The sequence below is a fragment of the Rhizobium sp. 05N430 genome (assembly GCF_056396985.1).
This window is the reverse complement of record NZ_JBFTMO010000016.1, coordinates 110,278-128,110: the sequence shown is the minus strand read 5'-3', so window position 1 is coordinate 128,110 and position 17,833 is coordinate 110,278. Positions and strand designations below refer to the sequence as shown.

Below are 17,833 nucleotides of genomic sequence, written 5' to 3'. Positions count from 1 at the left end.
CTTCAAAAACAGTTCCGCACATGAGCCCAAAACAGCAAAGGAGAAACGCAAGAGCTTGACCATCAAGACCGACACGAACGATACCTAAAAGGCGGGTCACTTCTCAGTGCAAATCCCGGGTCAACTCTCAGCGCAAATCAACACTGGCATAGAGGTCGGCGTAGATCGCGAAGTTCTGCTCCGCGTTGTTGGGCCAAAGATCGTTCGGTTCAAACCGAACGCAATAAACCGGCATTGCGGGGCCGACGCCGTCCGATCCCGTGTCACAGAGGTAGGTGTAGACCCCGTCATAGACCGTCTCGACAACACCCTGTCGGTCGCGCAGGAATCCGGGGAGTCGCGTGTGTTCGACAGTTTGGACGTCTTTGACGGCGACCAAATCGCCGACCTTAAAGTCGAATGTTGCAGCTACATCGCGCTTGGGGCTGTCGCCATCGACCAGATACTGGACGACGCGCTCGTCGATCTGCCTCGTTTCCAACGAGGGCAGCGGTTTGCCTGGATCGCGGTAGTATTGCTCGGTCAGCTCGTCGAGTTCGGCCTCGGTGACATAGCCGTTTTCGATAAAATAGCCAGATATGCCTCCTAGCCACTTCTCGTAGTACCGGTACTTGAAGTAGTCGAACGGATTGAGGCTTTCGGCACCTTTGCGGAGGTCGGCCCATGTCCAGATTGTGTTGAACGAAGATGGTGTTGCTTGCAGCGGCAGCTGCGTCGACAAAGCCATCATGGCGGTGTGAATGCCGAAGATCCGCTTCTCCCATTCTTCGACGAAGACGCGAGTTTCGGTGCTGATCGGGCCAAGCCCCTGCAGGCCACCCAAGTAGTGTTGCAGTTTCATTGATGTTCCCCTTGTTGAAAGTTTATGCGGTGGCTGACTTCTTAGAGGCCAGCATGTTGGTGCCGAGTTCGGAGACGTAACCGAACAGCCCGCCCAGCAGCATCGCGGCCATCGCCACGAGTGTCGGCTGGCTAAAGCCCGCGGTGGTGACCGACGTATCCGTTGCGGCTGTGGTGCCTACAAGGGAGGCAAACCCGAACACGATCGCTGGCGGGAAATTGAGGATCGGAATGGCAGAGACAAGGATCATTGCCGAGGTGCCCGCGCCTACAAGAATGGCGGCGAAAATCGGATGCTCCGGGCTGAACTGGATTATCAGCAACGTAATCGACGCAATGATAATGCCTGTAAAGTTGGAGACTACGGACTTGATCAGTCCGCCCTGTCCACCACCGCAGGCGAAGAACGATGCCCAAGCGATGAAGGTAACCCAGACCGGCACGGGAATTACTGTCGCCGTCAAGTAGGTATCGATGGCTCCAAGGACGCCAAGGCTGACCATGGCTGCAATAAGCGGGGGCATGTTCACATCTCCTTTGTTGTTGTCTCTAAGACGCCAGGGCTGGCGAATTTGCGAGGCAGGAAACAATGCCTGCCTTCAATCCCATGCGGTCGAGGTTGCGACCTATGAAGACGATGTCGCTAAAAGGCACCGTGCTAGCCCATGGCTTCCCGGGTCGACCCTCCAGGGTCATGTGCACGCCGTGGAACACATATCGCCTGGCCTCGCCTGCGAAGCCGATAACGCCTTTCATTCGAAGCAAGTCTTCACCGTGATCCTGCACCAGTCGATTGAGCCAAGCGTTGAAGGCGGCTGGATCCAGCGGAGTGGTTTCTCTGACGGCGATGCAGCCGATCGAGCTGTCGTGCTCGTGCTCATGTTCGCCGAGGATGTTCGGATCAATAGCCAGGATGTTTTTGAGATCGAATGCGGCTCGGTCGATCACTTCGACAGCAGGGATGTCACAGTTTCGCGTGCGCACGATCTGGCAAAGCGGGTTCAACTGCCGCAGCTTGCGTTCGACCATATTGAGCTGTTGCGGTGTGACCAAGTCGATCTTGTTGAGTAAGATCAAGTCGGCGAAGCAGATCTGCTCATTGGCTTCGTCGTGAGCCAGCTGGAGATCAACGTGTCTGGCGTCTACTACAGTAACGATCGCATCGAGTTCGAGCCTCTCAGAAATGACGTCGTCGAGAACAAAAGATTGAATCACCGGAGCTGGATCGGCAAGGCCTGACGTCTCGATGATGAATCGGTCGATGTGCCGGCCGGAGTCGAGAAGGCGCTTGATCGCAACGATCAGGTCGTCGCGGACTGTGCAGCAAATGCAGCCGTTGTTGAGCTCTACGATTTCATCTTTCGTTTCGACAACCAGTTGGCCGTCAATGCCGACCTCTCCGTACTCGTTGACAATCACGGCAATTCGCTCGTCTGGACGCGAGGTTAGAAGGTTGTTGAGGAGCGTGGTCTTTCCTGCGCCAAGAAAGCCGGTGAGGATCGTTGTTTTGAGCTTTGGCATCGGTAACCTTGGAGTAGCGACGTGCGTTTGCTCGGCGCGTTAGCCGAGCATCCGTCGTCGACAGCTGTGTCTGGATCGCCGACAATGCGGCGTTGAGAAGGATTACACTCGATACATGCTGGCTGGACAATATCGGCGGCGCTGCGTTTTCGGCCAAATGAATGTCACGAAGCGCCAAAGTGAGATCAAAAAATAGGCATGTATAGAAATTGAGCGACTCGCCAGCCTTGCGGTGTGCTAGGCAGTCTTAAGCAGCAGCGCGGCAGTCTAGTCGATAAGATTTTTCTTTGAGAGCCACTCGGTCAAAAGTATCGCGGTGGCTATTACTGAACCCAGGACAAATCCGACGGGTAGCCCGTAAATCAGCCCGCCCTTCATCAGGCTGATGGGATCCTCCGAATGCTCCTCGAGATAGGACTGGACTGCTGTGACTACGCCCAACGCGTAGAGCGGTGTGAAGACGATCACGGTTACCAAGAGCCCGACGCAAAGCGCTAGCAAGGCGCTTGCAATGCTTGTCCAAACTCGGCGTCTGCTAAGTCGCTCGAAGTCGAAGTTCACGATTGCGACAACGAGGAAGGCAGCACCAAATATGCTTCCTGGGAGTAGAAGTTCCGGTGTCATCGGTGGACGATTGTGCATCAGGCCGAAGAAAGATGTCAGGAAGGGTGCGGTCAGAGCGCCCGCAACTGCACCGCCCATGCAGCCGCCTAAGAACGCCCATAAGCTAGGCTTAGCCACATCATGGTTGCTCAAATTGGCCCTGGTCGTCCAATGCCGCGCCAGGCCAGCAAACAGAAATGAAAGTATCCCTAATGGACAGGCGGCAAAGGCAGTGCCGTAGGTGATCTCCAGGGATAGTTGGCCAAGTGAGATCGGTGGAAATGGCCAGCCATAGTAGTAGAGTGCACTCAAGACCGGTGCAGCAACCAAGGACCCCAGGATTCCACCGAGCAAACCTTTTTGAACGGCTGTAGAAATCAATCGCGTGACGAATGGCCTATTCGTCTTACCTCCCGCTAATCGCCCTCTGAGCCTCGAGTACACACTCTGCACGCCAAACAGAAGGATGGCCAGGCTAACCGCGGGCAAAGCAGATGCAGCGTATAAGTAGTAGCCGGGGGCGCAGTCCCAGCATTCTGCCAGGAACATCGAATAGATCGTGGTCGCCACCAGCAAACCAAGCAGTGCCATGAAGTTGCCGGCGAAAAGCAGTAAGTTGCCTGGATTAAAATAGAACGGTGCCATCAAGGATGACTGATCCCAGGTCTCTTGCCGCTCGTTGGTGTTTTTGAGGACCTCCTGCCGCACCCGGCTCATCATATTTGAAATCGGCAGGTCGACGACATCGAGGTATTTGACGAGCGATGATGTGAACGGGCTTAGCTCTCCTGTGCCTGAACCTGCGTACGCCACGTCGCCTGGGGCTGCCGCGAAGGCGATAAACGTATTACTCTTGGTTTTTATTCCAGCCAGTCCAGGAGCCGAGACAGCGTTCCCCGCGATCGTGAATTCCTTCCCGATTTCGCGACCAATTCCCTTCCCAAGGGCGAATTGTTGTGCGTCCGCGTTGCTCCGGCAGGCATCCATGAAGACGATCCGGATGGCCGTCTCATTTGTCATTTTCTCCAGGATTGACTGCACGCTTATCAAGCTAGCTTTTCCAGCCTGCGCGGATTTGAAGTCAATTGGTATGATATAGTTTGTGTCGTTAATCTGGATGCCATGGCCGGAATAATAGAGGATCGAGGCTCTCGTCGCAGGATCCGCAACACGCTCAAGAAAAGTTCGAACTGCGATCTCGGCCCGCTCGAAAGTTGCGTCGATCGCAACCTCGCATTCGATCCCGAGTTCTGTGAACCTTGATGCGACGCTCCGCGCATCATGTGCCGGGCTCTCCAAGTGCATCGGGTCAGGATAAGCCCCATTGCCAATCACTAGCGCCTGCGTTCTGCCAGCCATAATCCGCCCCCCTGAATTCAGGCTAGAACGTTTGGTTGCTCCTTCCACCAAGGCCACGTAGCCTTCATGTCCGGTGGAAATTTTTTCAAAAGCCGCCTTTCGCCCGCCGCTTTCCTCTCAGCATTGCCTTCCCAGGCGCCATGACCAAACGAGCGGACCGCAAACAAAATCGCGCTGGAATTGATAGCGCCCACACTCATATCTTCCATCGCCGCTTCCAGGACATCGTCAGCTTGGGCCTTGGTGCAGGTCTGTTCCCAATAAAGATAGTCGTGCAAGATGGCGGGGTACGAGTATTCGGCTTGACGGGGCAAAATGGTCCAAAAGATACGAGGAATACTCGCCAAGTCCGTGACAAAACCCTTGGGGACGCTGACAGCCTGTGGCAATGCCGCGGTGTTTTTCGACTGTCGCCAGTCCAAATTGCACGTCAGATAATAGTAATCCCAGTCCGCAAACGGAACGAGCGGAGGTGGTTGATCTACAAAATCTTTCGTCGGGTCCAATGACGTACGAAAGAACTCAGATTTCGCGGCTGGCGAAGTTTTTGAATCGTCTGGATATGTCATCTCGCTTTCCCCTCGGAGCGCAATCGACATTTTCGATATCGGTACAACTAAGCGTGGTTTTTGTCAAACTTTTAATCAACCTAGCTTGCCGACTCTACTCGCTTGTGAAAGTATGTGTAATGTCTATTCAAGCTCAAGAAAATAAGGCGACTAGCTACTTTCGTGCCGGTCACGCGTCGTAAGCCAAAGCTTTTTGTAACAACGGGCCTGCAGGTAAATACCGACCGAGTTCGGACTAATTGAAGACGCTGTCGTTACTTTGCGGATGCGGTTTTCAGCCGCATTCCTCAGAATGCATTTTTGGAGGAATTGGAATGCGAAAGCATGCCGAGGTTTACTTCCCTAAGCTTCAGGTGGCCGCCGAACTCCTCCACAGGACTCGAGGGTTTGTCCTAATCCTCATTCTTGTGACCGCTTCGGGATATATTCTTGCATACGTTCCTCAGGGGCAGGATCTTCTTCGAACGGTGACCGACGTCAATCGCGATCATAGTTCAGGCTTCAGCTTTAAAGTGTTTTGGCTTTGCCTCTCCGTTGTAGCACTGGGCTTTCAAGGGTGGTTTTGGGGGCGTACTATAGCGGACAGATACACCGATTACGCAGGCAACTGGCTAGGGCATGTGTATCTCACTTGGGTTCCCCGGCTGCTTGGATTGATACCCTTCGGTCTCTTATTTATTGCCCTTTGGCGTGTCCAAACACCAGGTGCGTGGCCGGCATGGATATTGTTGGTCCTTGGATTGCTATTCCTCATTTTCCTCTGGACACGAAAAGCCGCAGTTCGTCGGATGCGCTCTACGTCTGACAAGCTCGCTTCTCAAGGAAAGACGAGAGCGGCCGCTGTGATCGATCGCTCTTTGCGCAATATTAAACCGCTCATTTTCTGGGGCGGCATTGGCTACGCCGCTATAGCAATGATCGTTGTCACCCTCGATCCCGTTACGTTTTCCGTCTACTTCGGGCCCGGTGCGGTAGTATTGACGGCGTGCGCACTTCTGATCCCTGTCCTTGCAACGCTGTCGTTGTTGGGAAACACTTTTCATGTTCGCGTGGTCGAGGCGCTATTCGTCTTGATCGTTGTTACGAGTTTGTGGGTAGATAACCACGAAGTCCGCCATTCGCCATCATTGCAGGCGGACCAGACTGCGGCGATAAAAGCCCGACCGACGCTTGAGCAGGCGTATCAGTCATGGAGAGGTCAATTCCCATCCGATGACGGCCATCGGCAGATACCTATGATCTTTGTGGCCAGCGAGGGCGGTGCATCACGAGCGGGGTATTGGACCGCAGCCGTCATGTCGCGCCTTGAAGCATCGTCGAATGGCGAGTTCTCAAAGCACGTCTTTGCCGTCAGCTCCATCTCAGGCGGCAGTCTCGGTGTTGGTGGATTTCTCGCTTCGATAAGGGACAGTAAGACCCATGAGGCGATTGAAGCAGGCAAGGCCAACTTGCCCCAAGTCGTTTCCGAGTTTGTAGGTAGAGATTATCTCAGCCCCGCTCTCGCGGGCGGGATGTTTCCAGATTTCCTACAACGGTTTCTACCAGTCGCTGTTTTCCCGGACAGGTCCGCAGCACTGGAGAAGGGATGGGAAGCTGGTTGGCGAAGCAGGTGCGACGTCACTCCTTGCGATGACAATGAGCAGCTACAACACGATTTTCTCAGCCTTTGGAAAGGCGGTCCCTCGGGGAGCTGGCTTCCTGCCTGGCTTATCGGCGGGGCGCTTGAAGAAGATGGTCGACCCATACTCACAAGCAACATCGACTTTGGAGATGCGATTGACGCCTGGGACTTTCACGATGTCGCTCAACGCGATGTCCGCCTTTCGACCGCAATTCTAAACGGAGCACGGTTTCCGATTGTCAGCTCGAGCGGGACAATACGAAACCCGGCGTTGCCGCAAAAGACCAAAGCTGTACACATCGTTGATGGCGGGTACTTTGATGCGGCAGGCGTCGAAACGGTTCGCGGCCTTGCACGGCGGATGTTCGGCGTGAACGGCATCGCAGCAAACGATAATGTCGAGCCCATTTTTTTGCTATTATCTAATGACGGGGTGAACCCGCCCTTTGCGCCCTCAACACGCGCCAATATAATGCCGGGATCTACACCCGTCGCCTGCCGGGGCCAAACGGTGAAATCCGGTTGTCCGGGAGGACCCGGCCTCGCGACAGTCGTGCCGGATCTATTTGGTCCATTGCAGGGCCTATTCAGAAGTCGCGGTGCGCATGGGGAAAAGTTGAAGACGTTGCTCTATCTTGACCCACCAACCAGGGCCAACATCGAGCCGCTTGTGCTCACAATGGATCTCTGCTCGCTCGACGTTCCGATGAATTGGGCACTGTCTCCCAATGCGAAGCGCATCGTCGATGAATTGTTGGACAACCGCACGCACAAAGCCTCGGGCAGTTGCGAGGAGCGAAATGATATGGACTTCGATCGATTGACAGCGCTGCTATCTTCCTCAGCTGAGCTGCAGTGAAGCGAGCAGACTGCTGCTACCCTGCTCGTTAGCAGGCTCCTTGCGGGCCTATAACCTCTGTGATCGATATTTTCAGGCCTTTGATCTCAGCTGCTGGAACATACAGTTTCCCAGTGAAAGACTGTGGAGTACCTGCACCATAGTAGCAGTGGTCACGCTGTATTGGAAATTTCAGCACCTGAACAACGACGCCATCCACGCCCTCAAACTCGAAAACGGCTGTCTGCATCCCGCCCTGCGTGCCCCCAGATCCGCTCCAATTCCACCGCGCCAGATAGCTATCGGGGGGCGGTATATTGTGAAGCAACGAAACTTCTATCTGGCGCATCTGGCCCGATTTGTAACCCTCGCCGTCTCGGCCAATGATCTCGGGCGGAACTGGTAGTCCTCTAGCGAACGGCACGTCCAGAGGTCTCGGCGTTCCGTAGTTTCCTTGGGTCAGCAGGAAAGCGGGTATGGCGCACGCTGCAACAATCACTGACGCTATCGCCGCCATTCGTCTGTATGGTAAAACGCGATGAACTTGTGGAGCAGCGCTGCGGACAACGCGAGGCTCGGTATGCACCATCCCGCCAATATAGGCCAGTGCTTGTCGAATTTCGTGATCGTGTGGTCGTTCAATAAGGTCCGCTTCCAGCCTCGCCCGTAACAGCACTAGTTGTCCGTCCGACGCCGCAATCACCTGCTGCATTGGCGAAAGCTTGTTCACTGTTAACGGAACGCCTGCCACTTCTCTTATAAAGGCTTGGACTCGACTGACGCGGACGTCCTTGGTTGCCGGTTTTGGTAAATCGACGTGATCGGAATCTATAGGAATGGGATTCACGCCGGCTATGCCGGGGTTTGACGACGCCTCGTCGACGACGAGAACGCCATTGGTCAGCATCGTCTCATAGAACACGAGGACACTCAGCTTCAATCGATCAAATCGATTCCTGAACCAATTGTTTAGCTGCAGCAGCTCTGGTTGGTTGTTTTTGAGTTCGGCGACTGCAGTGCTAGGCGCAATGAGTTTTATCGCCGAAACATAGGTTGCGAGTGAGGCTCCGGAATGCGGAGTGCCCATGAAAACAATTCCAGCAACAGAACTGGCGAACGGTGCGTACTCTTCGGCAAGATCCAGGCTGGTCTGCAACATCCGCTTCGCGAGCAGCCCTCCATAACTATGGCAGATCAATATGGTGGGGCTCTTGGTGTCGATTACTGATGCTATAGTCGCCAGCACATTGATTGCACGCGCACCGATTGGCATTGCGCCTCCGCGCGTGACAGCAATTCGGTAGGAAAGAGAGTAGATGCGGACCTTCGGAAAAGCTTCGATCACCCATTTGATCCACGGCGAAGTGTCCGACTGAAGCATCCATGTTCGATCAAATTCACCGCCAAGGCCGTGGATAAAGATGACGTTCAATCGAGCGTCGGCACCGCAATTGTAGAATTCCACTAACTTGGTTGGCTGTTGTTCACGCTTCGCGAAGCCGATGATCGATGTGAAGAAACCCATCTCATTCGTCCTGGTGCGAAACCTGTTTCTCTCTGAACTTAGCAGTGGAGGTCAACAAGACCAGGCCCAGGGTACTCAAGGCTCCCCCCTAAACAGCGAGTTTAGAATGTCGCCGGCAACTGACTGGCTTCCAGTCTTCCCTACCTCCGCTTCGAGGAAAGTTTTTAGTCTGACGCGTTGAACTGGGTCTACGATAGAACGTGCCGCCGAAACTCGAAGTAGGTTGACAGTGTCGCTCTGGTCGCCGGCTTTCGAAACCGTTAAGTACCGATACAACAACAATGACTGTAGGTAGTTTAGTTCGGCATCTTTGGTTTCTTCCGCTGAGAGGGGCCAACTCTTCATCAAGGCAAAGTACCCGGGAACTGCGTCGTCAGACACGGAACTACCATTAGTCAATGCGGCTTTAAGAGCGTCAATGTTCGTCAGTCCGGCGCCAACGCCGAGGCTTCCAAGGGTTTGGGTAAGAGCACTCGTCAAGTACAGGCGGGTGATCAGGTATATGCCCAAGAAGCCCAGCGTGAAGAAGTAGAGCAGGAGGAGGACGATTGGACCTTGGGCCTTCCCCGCATCGGTCGTGAGATACGCGGCGAACGATTTGATCCCAGGAATTATAGAGCCCATTTGGACGAGAGTTGCTCCCACCAGCAGAGTGGTCAGCCAATCTGAGATCCGCTCAAGATTGGTGTTCGACGCCAGAATTGCGTTGGTCTTATCAGCTGTCCCGCCATTTGAGGCAGCGCCCGCTACAGCGGCTCTAGCAGCTGGGTCAAGAGTTCTTGGTATCCCAAATATGAAGCCGGCTAGTGCCCCTACTGATCCGGCCGACGAGGCTGCGAGAAGGTTCATTCCTAGCAGTCTTAGCACGTCTGCGTTGCTTCCATCTGACGAACCAAATGCCGCGACAAAGCCCACGGCGATACCAAATAATGCAAAAAGTGCTGTTACTGCAGCGATGCGGTAAGAAGCTGCATTGATCTTAACCTCGCTCGCGCCGAAGGTAGCATTCACCTTCTGTTTCATCGCATAGTGGACGCCAATCATCCCGGCAGCGGAGACGATAACGGCCACCGGAAGCGGCCAGAGAGACCTGGCGGGCACAGTTTGCTCAGCGGCACAAGCCGCTTTATCGAGCGCAATCAGGAGAATGCCTGTGATCGCTGCTGTGGTGAGTGCCCGCCATGTTCTCACAGTGTGACGGTCCCATCGGAGACAAGTTGTTTGAGGATCGAGGCTGCGCCCGGCTGCCTTGATACAGCATTGTCGTCCCACACATTGTCCGCGACGTACTTTCCCTTCTTGTATTGATTAGAGTAAGACCAGAGGTATGCCGTTGCGTGGGCCTTTCGCCGAGGACCCATGCCGTTGAATTTTTCCAGAAGGTAGAGAATACGGCTTAGGCTCCAATCGCTTTCGTCAGCGTATCCTTGGTAGGTAAGGGCGTCCTTCGCGCTTTCTTCCCAGGAAAAGTTGGAGCCATTAGACGTGGGGCGACCTCGTGGTACGTGGACCGTCGGTCTCGTGAGAGGGTCACCGTTATGCAGGTGTGTTTTGAAAGTGCCTACATCACCCGAGGCCTCCATCGAATGGACAAGAGCCACGAAGTACCAAGGCATACGGTTAAAGTTGGAAACGAAGTTCTCGTAACGAGACCGACTGTTTCTAATTCGTCGAGCGAGTTCGCCGATCTCTCCTCGCTTATCTTGAACCAAGCAAGTGGCGAAGAGCCTTTCATATTCACCCTTCAACGCGCCGAAGCCGGTATCGGTGCGCACGATCGCGCCGAATTCGTCGGAGGGCATCGTTAGTAGTGGGTTGTTGCCGTTGTCATCGTTACCTGCGGCTGCCCCACCTCCCAAAGTCAGTGGCGCATCGTCCCAATACGGCAGGCCCAAGGATCCGCCCGTTTCTGGGCCAACTTCTCCGTCGGGAAGAAGTCCCTCTGCAAGTTGGAACGAGAATACCGCCGCCTCGGTGGCGTTGCCGAATAGGCCGTCAACGTTCCCAGGATCGAACCCTCTATCTTTGAGGGCAATCTGAAGTTCGACAACGTGGTCGTCGAACACCGGATCATCTTGCACGCGCAAAATGAGCATTGAGCTGGAGCGTCTAGGTTCATCGGAAATTTCGTCGGGGCGTGTCGAGGTGTAATCAATCCCTGGCAAGAGCACCCCAAGGTCCCAGCGACGACCTTCGATTGGTCCTATGCGAACGCCGAGCTTCGCCCCCGCGGCCTCGTACACTCGCCCATCGCCGATTGCGATTGCTACATGGCCTATTCGCTGGACCGGCGAGGTCACTGGCTTTCTTATGAGAAACGCGCCCGGCGTTCTCGCTGCTACCTCGGCCGAAATACGCCGATCGCTCGCAGCTGCCTCCGATGCCCAATAGCCGGAGTATGGGTCGCCCTTCGATACATTGCTGGTTCCGCAGCCGAATACTATCCCGTATGTCTGGTAAGAGAGCCAGGAGCAATATTCAGCGCAATCCCAAGGTCCGCGCCAGTTTCCATTCTGCAGAGGCGCTCTGGCACCAAGTATATATCGTTCCCCAAGGTGTTCCTTGGCTTTAGTTAGTATGTCTCTTCCAAGCATGCGCATTCCTTCCCTAGAAAGAGTATGAGCTCTTCGCGCGGCGTGAATTGTGGACATAGGTTGGTATTAATAGGAGATAATACTGATATAGATCGTACCGCAAAGCAAGATTACCGGCGGACAAAAATCAACTAAAAGATTACTGATTTCGAGGCGGGAGGAGGCTTGAAGAGAGGAGATAACACCACGAGATATCCCAATTACTAAACAAAATCAGTAAGGTGGAATTGGATGGGCCTTTATTTTTATTGACAGAGAACAATGATCATTCTGTGAGAGGTCGACCTGGGCGCAATTTTAACTTTAGCGAGAGAATTGCCTGAGAGTTAAAGAACGGTATCGGTGGGATGTATCAAGCGGCACTTTGGGGGTCACAGGTGATCTCGCGGCCAGCAACCGAGGAAGTCATGTGTCGGTTTAGGCCAAGTATGGAGCTACACTTTCTATAGTTCTGTTGTCTGAACAGGTTTCAGGAGTGGTCACGGGAATGGCCGTTCCTAAGTGCGCGAGGCAAACTCGTTGGGCTCGCTCGGACGGAAGGGCTTGACGGTCGCAGATCGCGAAGGGATGCTGTCTCCAAATCCGGCGCCGGGCAGGGGGGGCGTTGCATGGAGTTGATCCACGTCCCGGGGCCATCGTCGGAAACTTCCTTGGTCCGCGTCGTGTTCGTTCATGGGCTCGATGGGCACCCCTATTTGACATGGAAAGCCAAGGTTTGCGCGAACCCATGGTTCGTTTGGCTTATGCGCGATTTCAACGGGATTGCCGCATACACGCTCGGATACGACGCCGGTGCGAGTGGTTGGAGGGGTAACTCTTGGTCGCTTGAGGAAGCGGGCAAAGAATTGGCCCGGCTCCTTGTGCGAGAGGCAGGCGACGGTAAGCCGTTGGTGTTTATCTGCCATAGCCTTGGTGGACTAATAGTCAAGCAAGCGCTCGTTACGATGGCTGCCGGCTTGGTCATGGAAAAGGAAGTTACCAAGCCAGTCTTGGATTCAGTGAGGGCAGTTATCTTCTATGGCACCCCTCACGGTGGTTCGATGTTTGCAAACCTTGCAGGCTGGCTCCGTTGGCTCGTATGGCCGACCGCGACCATGAGCTACCTTGCTAGGGGAAGCCAGCAGACAGGGAGGCTGAATGAGGAATACCGGAACTGGGTACGAGACACAGACGTCCGGACGGTTGTTATCTACGAGACACGATCGACACTGTATGGGACAATTGTCCAGCGTTCCGATCATGATCCTGGCATTCCTGGCGCAAGTCTCATCCCATCACCCTATGATCACTTTCAGATCTGCAAGCCGACCGACCGTGAGGACCAACGATATTCCGTGTCTTCGGACGTCGTTGGTGCGTTCACTGATCGCGTAGCTTCACCGACCGCTCCGACCGATGATCCGGTTGTCCTGCCTCCGGTCAGGCCGCGATCTAAGCCGGTGATACTCCATGTTCTCTTTCGTGCCGTGCTTTTGCTATTTGTTGGATATGTCGCTTTCAGAGGCCTAACGGGCATCTATGACGATGCCTTCCAAGACAGCCTTTTGAGCGCTGCAGAAAGGGCCGGCGCGAGCTCCGAAGAGGCCAAGCAAACGTCGGATCGGATCATTGCTGACCTCCAAAACCTAAAGATCGGAGAAGAACCGTTCGCGGAGTTCGTGCGGAAACATGGCCTGCCACTCTCCACTTCGCCCAACCAGCTCTACGACAATGTCATCAAACTCGCGAAAGACTTTAACGACGTCCAAAAGCAACTGGACATGGCCAGGAAGCAGGACACACCGGATACACAGGAGGTACTAAAGCCAGCCGAGAAGGCGTTCGATGCAGGAGAACTAGCGGAAGCACAACGGCTTCTGAAATCTTCGGCGCTCAAACAAGGCGTAGCGGCGAATGTGGAATTTACGACGAATGCCGAGAGACAGGTTGTCTACGCCGGCGATTGGGACAAGGAAAACATTGTCCCCGTAGAAATCCCTCAGCTTGCGGAGCTAGCTAAGCCAGCGGGAGTTACAGTTTTGTTCCATCGAAAGGGAACAGCGCAACTCCGGAAGGCATTTGACGAGGTCGAAGCAGCGGGCCTACTTCCCACGATCGAGCAATGGTGTGGAAGTTTCGTGCCACGCACATTGATGACGACTAAAATATTGTCTGCACATGCTCTCGGGTTGGCATTTGATATAAACTGTGACCGTGCCTCATTAGCCAAGGGAAAGATATTCTCCCCGCAGTTCATGCAGATGGTGAAGATCTTCGAGGATAACGGATTTGTCTGGGGAGGCCGCTACTCTCGTCCCGATAACGGACACTTTCAGCTATACGAGTTTCGGTCGCCTCTATCGGGGAGCCAAACCTCATTCCTGAAGTCGCCGAGCCCGACCTAATTTTATCTTTCGTCGCGAGCGACTGGTCCCGCCGAGCTAGCGGAGCACGTAGGTATGCTACCTAGACCAATGCAACGCTCCCCGCCAAGAGCAGCGGGGAGACATAATCGGTGTCGGAGCGGAGGTGATCTAGAGCTGCTCTGTTGTTGCCTTCTGGTACTCGGCAATGGCCGGGTTCGCGACGCGCTCATGGACGTGAGAATGCGGGGTCCGATCAATCATCAGGCTCAGCACGTCCGGACGGCTGTAGTGGCCTCTAGAATCCATCTGTCGCTTGCGCTTGGAGATCTGCCAGAAATCAAGATCTGCGATGACCTCTCCCTCACCAGAAAGAAGGGGCTCTCCGCCCATGTATTCTCCTTCGGGGGAGACAATCGCCGTCAGGCATCCGCTGGAAATCGGACCGAGATCTGTGGTCTTGGTATCAGCCAGGATTTGCTGCTGCTGCTCAGGGTAGAGCCACGCGGTCGCGTTTACCACGAAGCAACCTGCCTCGAGCGCGTGTTGCCGGATACTGACCGACATCTGCTCGGCGAAAAGAGGGCCTGCGAAGGAACCCGGGTACATCGCCGCATGGATTTGCTCGCCGTCTGCCATCAGCGCGTAGCGAGCAAGCGGATTATAGTGCTCCCAGCACGCGAGCTGCCCTACGCGACCAACCGCGGTGTCGACAGCACGCAAGCCGGACGCATCACCGACACCCCAGATCATTTTTTCATGGTAAGTCGGTGTAAGCTTGCGGCGGCGCTGTACCAGTGTACCGTCTGCGTCGAAGAGAAGCTGCGTGTTGTAAATCGTCTCTCCGTCACGCTCATTCACGCCGATCGAAACCACGAGCTTAGCTTTGCGTGCTGCCTCGCCGATTGCCGCCGTCGTTTCCGAGGGCACCGTCACCGCTTGGTCCAGCAGCTTGTAATGTTCCGCGCCCATCTCGAACGGAGATTGAAGGAACGAGAAGTAGGGGTAGTAAGGGATCACGGTCTCGGGAAAGACAGCGAACTGCACTCCTTTTTCGCCTAGTTCGGCGATTTTCTTCACGACCTTCTCGACGGTCGCTTCTCGGCTGTAAAGTACCGGGGCGATCTGCACGGCGGCGGCCCTAACAATTGTCATCTGATATCGTCCTTGTTTTTCGACCCAGCGGTCATTCTCGTTAAGCCCAGAAGGGGGCGGTGTTCGCAGCGGCGACCGCTGCTGCTCTCCTGCGCGGAGGAACGCGCTGGAATTCGATGTTGTAGATACAACATACAGGATAAAAATTATGCCTTGTCCATCAGGCTCGTGGAAATGTCCATGGAGACTTTGACGCCCTCATCTCCCAGAAGCTTACGAGCGCGAGCTTGCGCTCTTTTGAATGCCGCTCCTGCACTTCTCGCCAACGTTTCCCCTGCTGGTGTCAAAGTAAGAGGGCGGGCGCGGCCGCCTGCCGGGTTTTCGACTTCCGCGATCCATCCCTTGTCGATCAGCAGAGCGAGATTTCTAGTGAGCGTAGAGCGATCTTGATTATTGTAGCGGCCAATTTCCGCCCGGCTCGGGCGGTCCAGTCGATGAACCAACAGCAGCAGTGTCAGCTGCCAGGAAGTCATCCCCAGCGCACGGTACTCTTCATCGTAGATGCTCGACAACGCACGGGATATGACGCGCGTACGAGTGAGGACGCAGTCCTCCGCCATCTCGATAAGCAAATCTTTGGCCATATCAAATCTCCAGTCTCCGCTCATATGTTGTACATGCAATATGATGTCAATCCCGTTGGTGGTGTGGGTGGATTTTTGGTACCGGGTCGATCTTTTGCTAGCGATACATCCCGATCAGATAGCGGAATCTGGAGGACCGCAGCAAGACCAAACGATCGCGCCCAAGTTCGTGCTCAAAAATTAGGCATCAGACAGGAATCGACGCGACCAAAACACTATAGTTGCAGCGAGGTTGCAGACCCTGGCGGCGGCCGAAATATTTTTGCAACAACGAGGCGACAGCGCTGCGGCCGCTATTCGCGGACCTACCGCGGGATACTTCGAAACGACATGGCGTTTAGCCTATCAGCGACTTGTAAAGATCCCCAGTCGTGCCCTAGAACAGAGAAAATTTCTGCCAGCGAGTAACCGATGAGAAATGTCGCCAGTGAAGACCCCATTTAGGAACTTTGCATCGGTTGCTTCTGGTAAGGGCCTCGGGATCGCCGCAGCGTTCGTGCTGCTAGCGGGAGTGTGTGGGAACTTGGTGACAGATGCTAAGCTGCTGCCGTCGCCCCATGATTTCGGCGACTATGTCCGGCTGGTAGTTTACGCGTTCATCAAAACGCTCAAGCTGTTCTCCCTTGGGCTCCCGGAGAGCGGCCTTCGAGAAAACTGGCTCCTCCTATCGGCTCGCCTCATTGGATCGCTGCTCGCTATGACAGCAGTATTCAAACTGATCGCAACAGTGTTCAGACAGGATGTCACCGCTTTCTTAGCTTCGTTCTATCGTGGCCACGTTGTCGTGCTTGGTTTTGGTACACGTAACGCTAAGTTCTTGATGGGTTCCCAGACAAATCCAAATCAAAGGCCGATCATTGTCGTTGACAGCGACCCCGACAAGGCAAGGCTGGCAAGTAATCTTCGGCGCACTTTTTTCTTTCAGTCGGATCTCGGAATAGACGGGAGCATCAAACCCGCAAACGTTGCGAACGCCGAGCTCATCTTAATCGGTGCCGGTTCCGACGAGCGCAATCTCGCGCTGGTCCGTTCGGTCGGGCTATCACGCTCAAGCGCCAAAAAGGCCGGCAAAGTCGTTGTAACCATTGACGATCCCACGCTTGCTGAACGGTGCGCACGTGATCCGGATATCGCTCGTCCCCAAAACGGCGACGAACTTTTGGTCTTCAACGTAGCAATTCTCACAGCGCGTAGTCTCCTGGAGAGAACGCCATTCTCGGATCTTGCCCTGTCTGCTGGGCAGGAACGTGTTCACCTAATTATGGTGGGGTTGTCAGATGCATCGCGGGAGGTAGTGATGCAATTTCTAAGGATCTCACCATGCACCGGTCTCGGTCGTCCGCAGATTGATATCATTGTTTCCGATCGCGAGATGGCTATCAGTCGGATGCTTGAGAGATGCCCTAACCTAAAATTCGCGTTGGACCCTCGAACTTCAATCACAGATGACAAGGCGCCGCTTGCATGGGCCGCGGACATACGCATTCACGAAGGCGACGCCGCTTCGGTATGTTACGATGAGGTTCTGGTCGCGGGAATCGGTCGGGACAGTCTGCCAACCGCTTTTATTGTTGCTGCAACAGATACAGTCGAGAACGTGAAAATCGGACTGGCGTTGAAATCCGCTATGCGGGCAACCGGGCGATACACTGCTCCCGTGTATGTGAGGATGACGTCACGAAGTAGCCTCGAAGCGCTGCTCACACGCTCCAAAACGGAAGGTCTCCTATCCACGCCGGGCTCACAGTACGGGCTTCGAGACACGTCGATTGCAGCGGAGGTAATTGAACCGTTCGGGTGCTTCGAAGATATCTGTAATCTAGACTCGCTTGATGGACGACGCGAGCGGGTCGCGAAGGCGTTGCATCAGGCTTATCTTACGAGGCGCAAAACCGAGCCGTTGTTGAATATAGACGGCTCATTAGAGCCTTGGCAGAATCTTCAGGAAACGTTTCGACAAGCAAATCGGCGAGGCGCTGACCATTTGCCCGTAAAGCTTCTTTCAATTGGCTTTGAGGGATGGCGAACGGCGCAAGACTCGGCAGCATTAAGCGCAGCTATCACAAACTCTGAGCGTCTTGAGGAATTGGCGCGTCTGGAACACATGTCATGGCGCATTGACCGGGAGTTGGACGGCTGGAGGTATTCGGATCAACGGGACGACTGGCGGATGACTCACCCAGACCTCGTGGATTATGCAATGCTTACTGCGACAAGTAAGGACCTTGACCGCGAGATGATAAGGGTCGCAGCAGGCGTCGAAGCGACGACATAGTTCGAGG

General features: G+C 54.6%; 13 protein-coding genes. 3 read left to right on the top strand and 10 right to left on the bottom strand.

Going from position 1 to position 17,833, the window contains the following annotated elements; genetic code table 11:
- Positions 1-127: 127 nt before the first annotated feature.
- From nthB to AC1DJO_RS25025, 5 genes are all read right to left on the bottom strand, one after another.
- Complete coding sequence (gene nthB, locus AC1DJO_RS25045) at positions 128-841, bottom strand: nitrile hydratase subunit beta (RefSeq protein ID WP_477973461.1); 714 nt, start codon at positions 839-841, stop codon at positions 128-130.
- Between the two features lie 22 nt (positions 842-863).
- On the bottom strand, positions 864-1,364 hold the full coding sequence (locus tag AC1DJO_RS25040) for a DUF1097 domain-containing protein (protein WP_477973459.1): 501 nt from the start codon (positions 1,362-1,364) through the stop codon (positions 864-866).
- A gap of 25 nt (positions 1,365-1,389) precedes the next feature.
- A complete protein-coding gene (locus AC1DJO_RS25035) occupies positions 1,390-2,361 on the bottom strand; it encodes a CobW family GTP-binding protein (protein ID WP_477973457.1) in 972 nt (323 codons plus the stop codon).
- A gap of 267 nt (positions 2,362-2,628) precedes the next feature.
- Complete coding sequence (locus AC1DJO_RS25030; RefSeq protein ID WP_477973455.1) at positions 2,629-4,323, bottom strand: caspase family protein; 1,695 nt, start codon at positions 4,321-4,323, stop codon at positions 2,629-2,631.
- Between the two features lie 17 nt (positions 4,324-4,340).
- Positions 4,341-4,892: a DUF1353 domain-containing protein gene (locus tag AC1DJO_RS25025; protein WP_477973453.1), complete on the bottom strand. Its 552-nt coding sequence runs from the start codon at positions 4,890-4,892 to the stop codon at positions 4,341-4,343.
- 314 nt (positions 4,893-5,206) lie between these two features.
- Here AC1DJO_RS25025 and AC1DJO_RS25020 point away from each other — a divergent pair, with 314 nt between their 5' ends.
- Positions 5,207-7,372, top strand: a complete 2,166-nt coding sequence (locus AC1DJO_RS25020) for a hypothetical protein (RefSeq protein WP_477973451.1) — start codon at positions 5,207-5,209, stop codon at positions 7,370-7,372.
- A 28-nt stretch (positions 7,373-7,400) separates the two neighbouring features.
- Here the strand turns inward: AC1DJO_RS25020 and AC1DJO_RS25015 are convergent, their stop codons facing one another.
- The 3 genes from AC1DJO_RS25015 to AC1DJO_RS25005 form a co-directional block, all read right to left on the bottom strand.
- Positions 7,401-8,876, bottom strand: coding sequence for an esterase/lipase family protein (locus tag AC1DJO_RS25015; RefSeq protein ID WP_477973449.1), 1,476 nt, complete (start codon positions 8,874-8,876; stop codon positions 7,401-7,403).
- 75 nt (positions 8,877-8,951) lie between these two features.
- Positions 8,952-9,899 (bottom strand): hypothetical protein, encoded by a 948-nt coding sequence (locus AC1DJO_RS25010; RefSeq protein WP_477973447.1) that lies wholly within the window; start codon positions 9,897-9,899, stop codon positions 8,952-8,954.
- Between the two features lie 164 nt (positions 9,900-10,063).
- Positions 10,064-11,119, bottom strand: a complete 1,056-nt coding sequence (locus AC1DJO_RS25005) for a peptidoglycan-binding protein (protein ID WP_477973445.1) — start codon at positions 11,117-11,119, stop codon at positions 10,064-10,066.
- Positions 11,120-12,120: 1,001 nt separating this feature from the next.
- Between AC1DJO_RS25005 and AC1DJO_RS25000 the strand changes: the two genes are divergently transcribed.
- Positions 12,121-13,854, top strand: a complete 1,734-nt coding sequence (locus AC1DJO_RS25000) for a M15 family metallopeptidase (protein ID WP_477973443.1) — start codon at positions 12,121-12,123, stop codon at positions 13,852-13,854.
- Positions 13,855-13,983: 129 nt separating this feature from the next.
- Here AC1DJO_RS25000 and AC1DJO_RS24995 read toward each other — a convergent pair whose 3' ends face one another.
- Together AC1DJO_RS24995 and AC1DJO_RS24990 are read right to left on the bottom strand one after the other, a co-directional pair.
- On the bottom strand, positions 13,984-14,967 hold the full coding sequence (locus tag AC1DJO_RS24995) for a nitrilase-related carbon-nitrogen hydrolase (protein WP_477973441.1): 984 nt from the start codon (positions 14,965-14,967) through the stop codon (positions 13,984-13,986).
- Between the two features lie 146 nt (positions 14,968-15,113).
- Positions 15,114-15,551 (bottom strand): MarR family winged helix-turn-helix transcriptional regulator, encoded by a 438-nt coding sequence (locus tag AC1DJO_RS24990; protein ID WP_477973439.1) that lies wholly within the window; start codon positions 15,549-15,551, stop codon positions 15,114-15,116.
- Positions 15,552-16,077: 526 nt separating this feature from the next.
- On the opposite strand from AC1DJO_RS24990, the gene AC1DJO_RS24985 reads away from it, so the two are divergent.
- Complete coding sequence (locus AC1DJO_RS24985; RefSeq protein WP_477973482.1) at positions 16,078-17,826, top strand: RyR domain-containing protein; 1,749 nt, start codon at positions 16,078-16,080, stop codon at positions 17,824-17,826.
- Positions 17,827-17,833 lie beyond the last annotated feature (7 nt).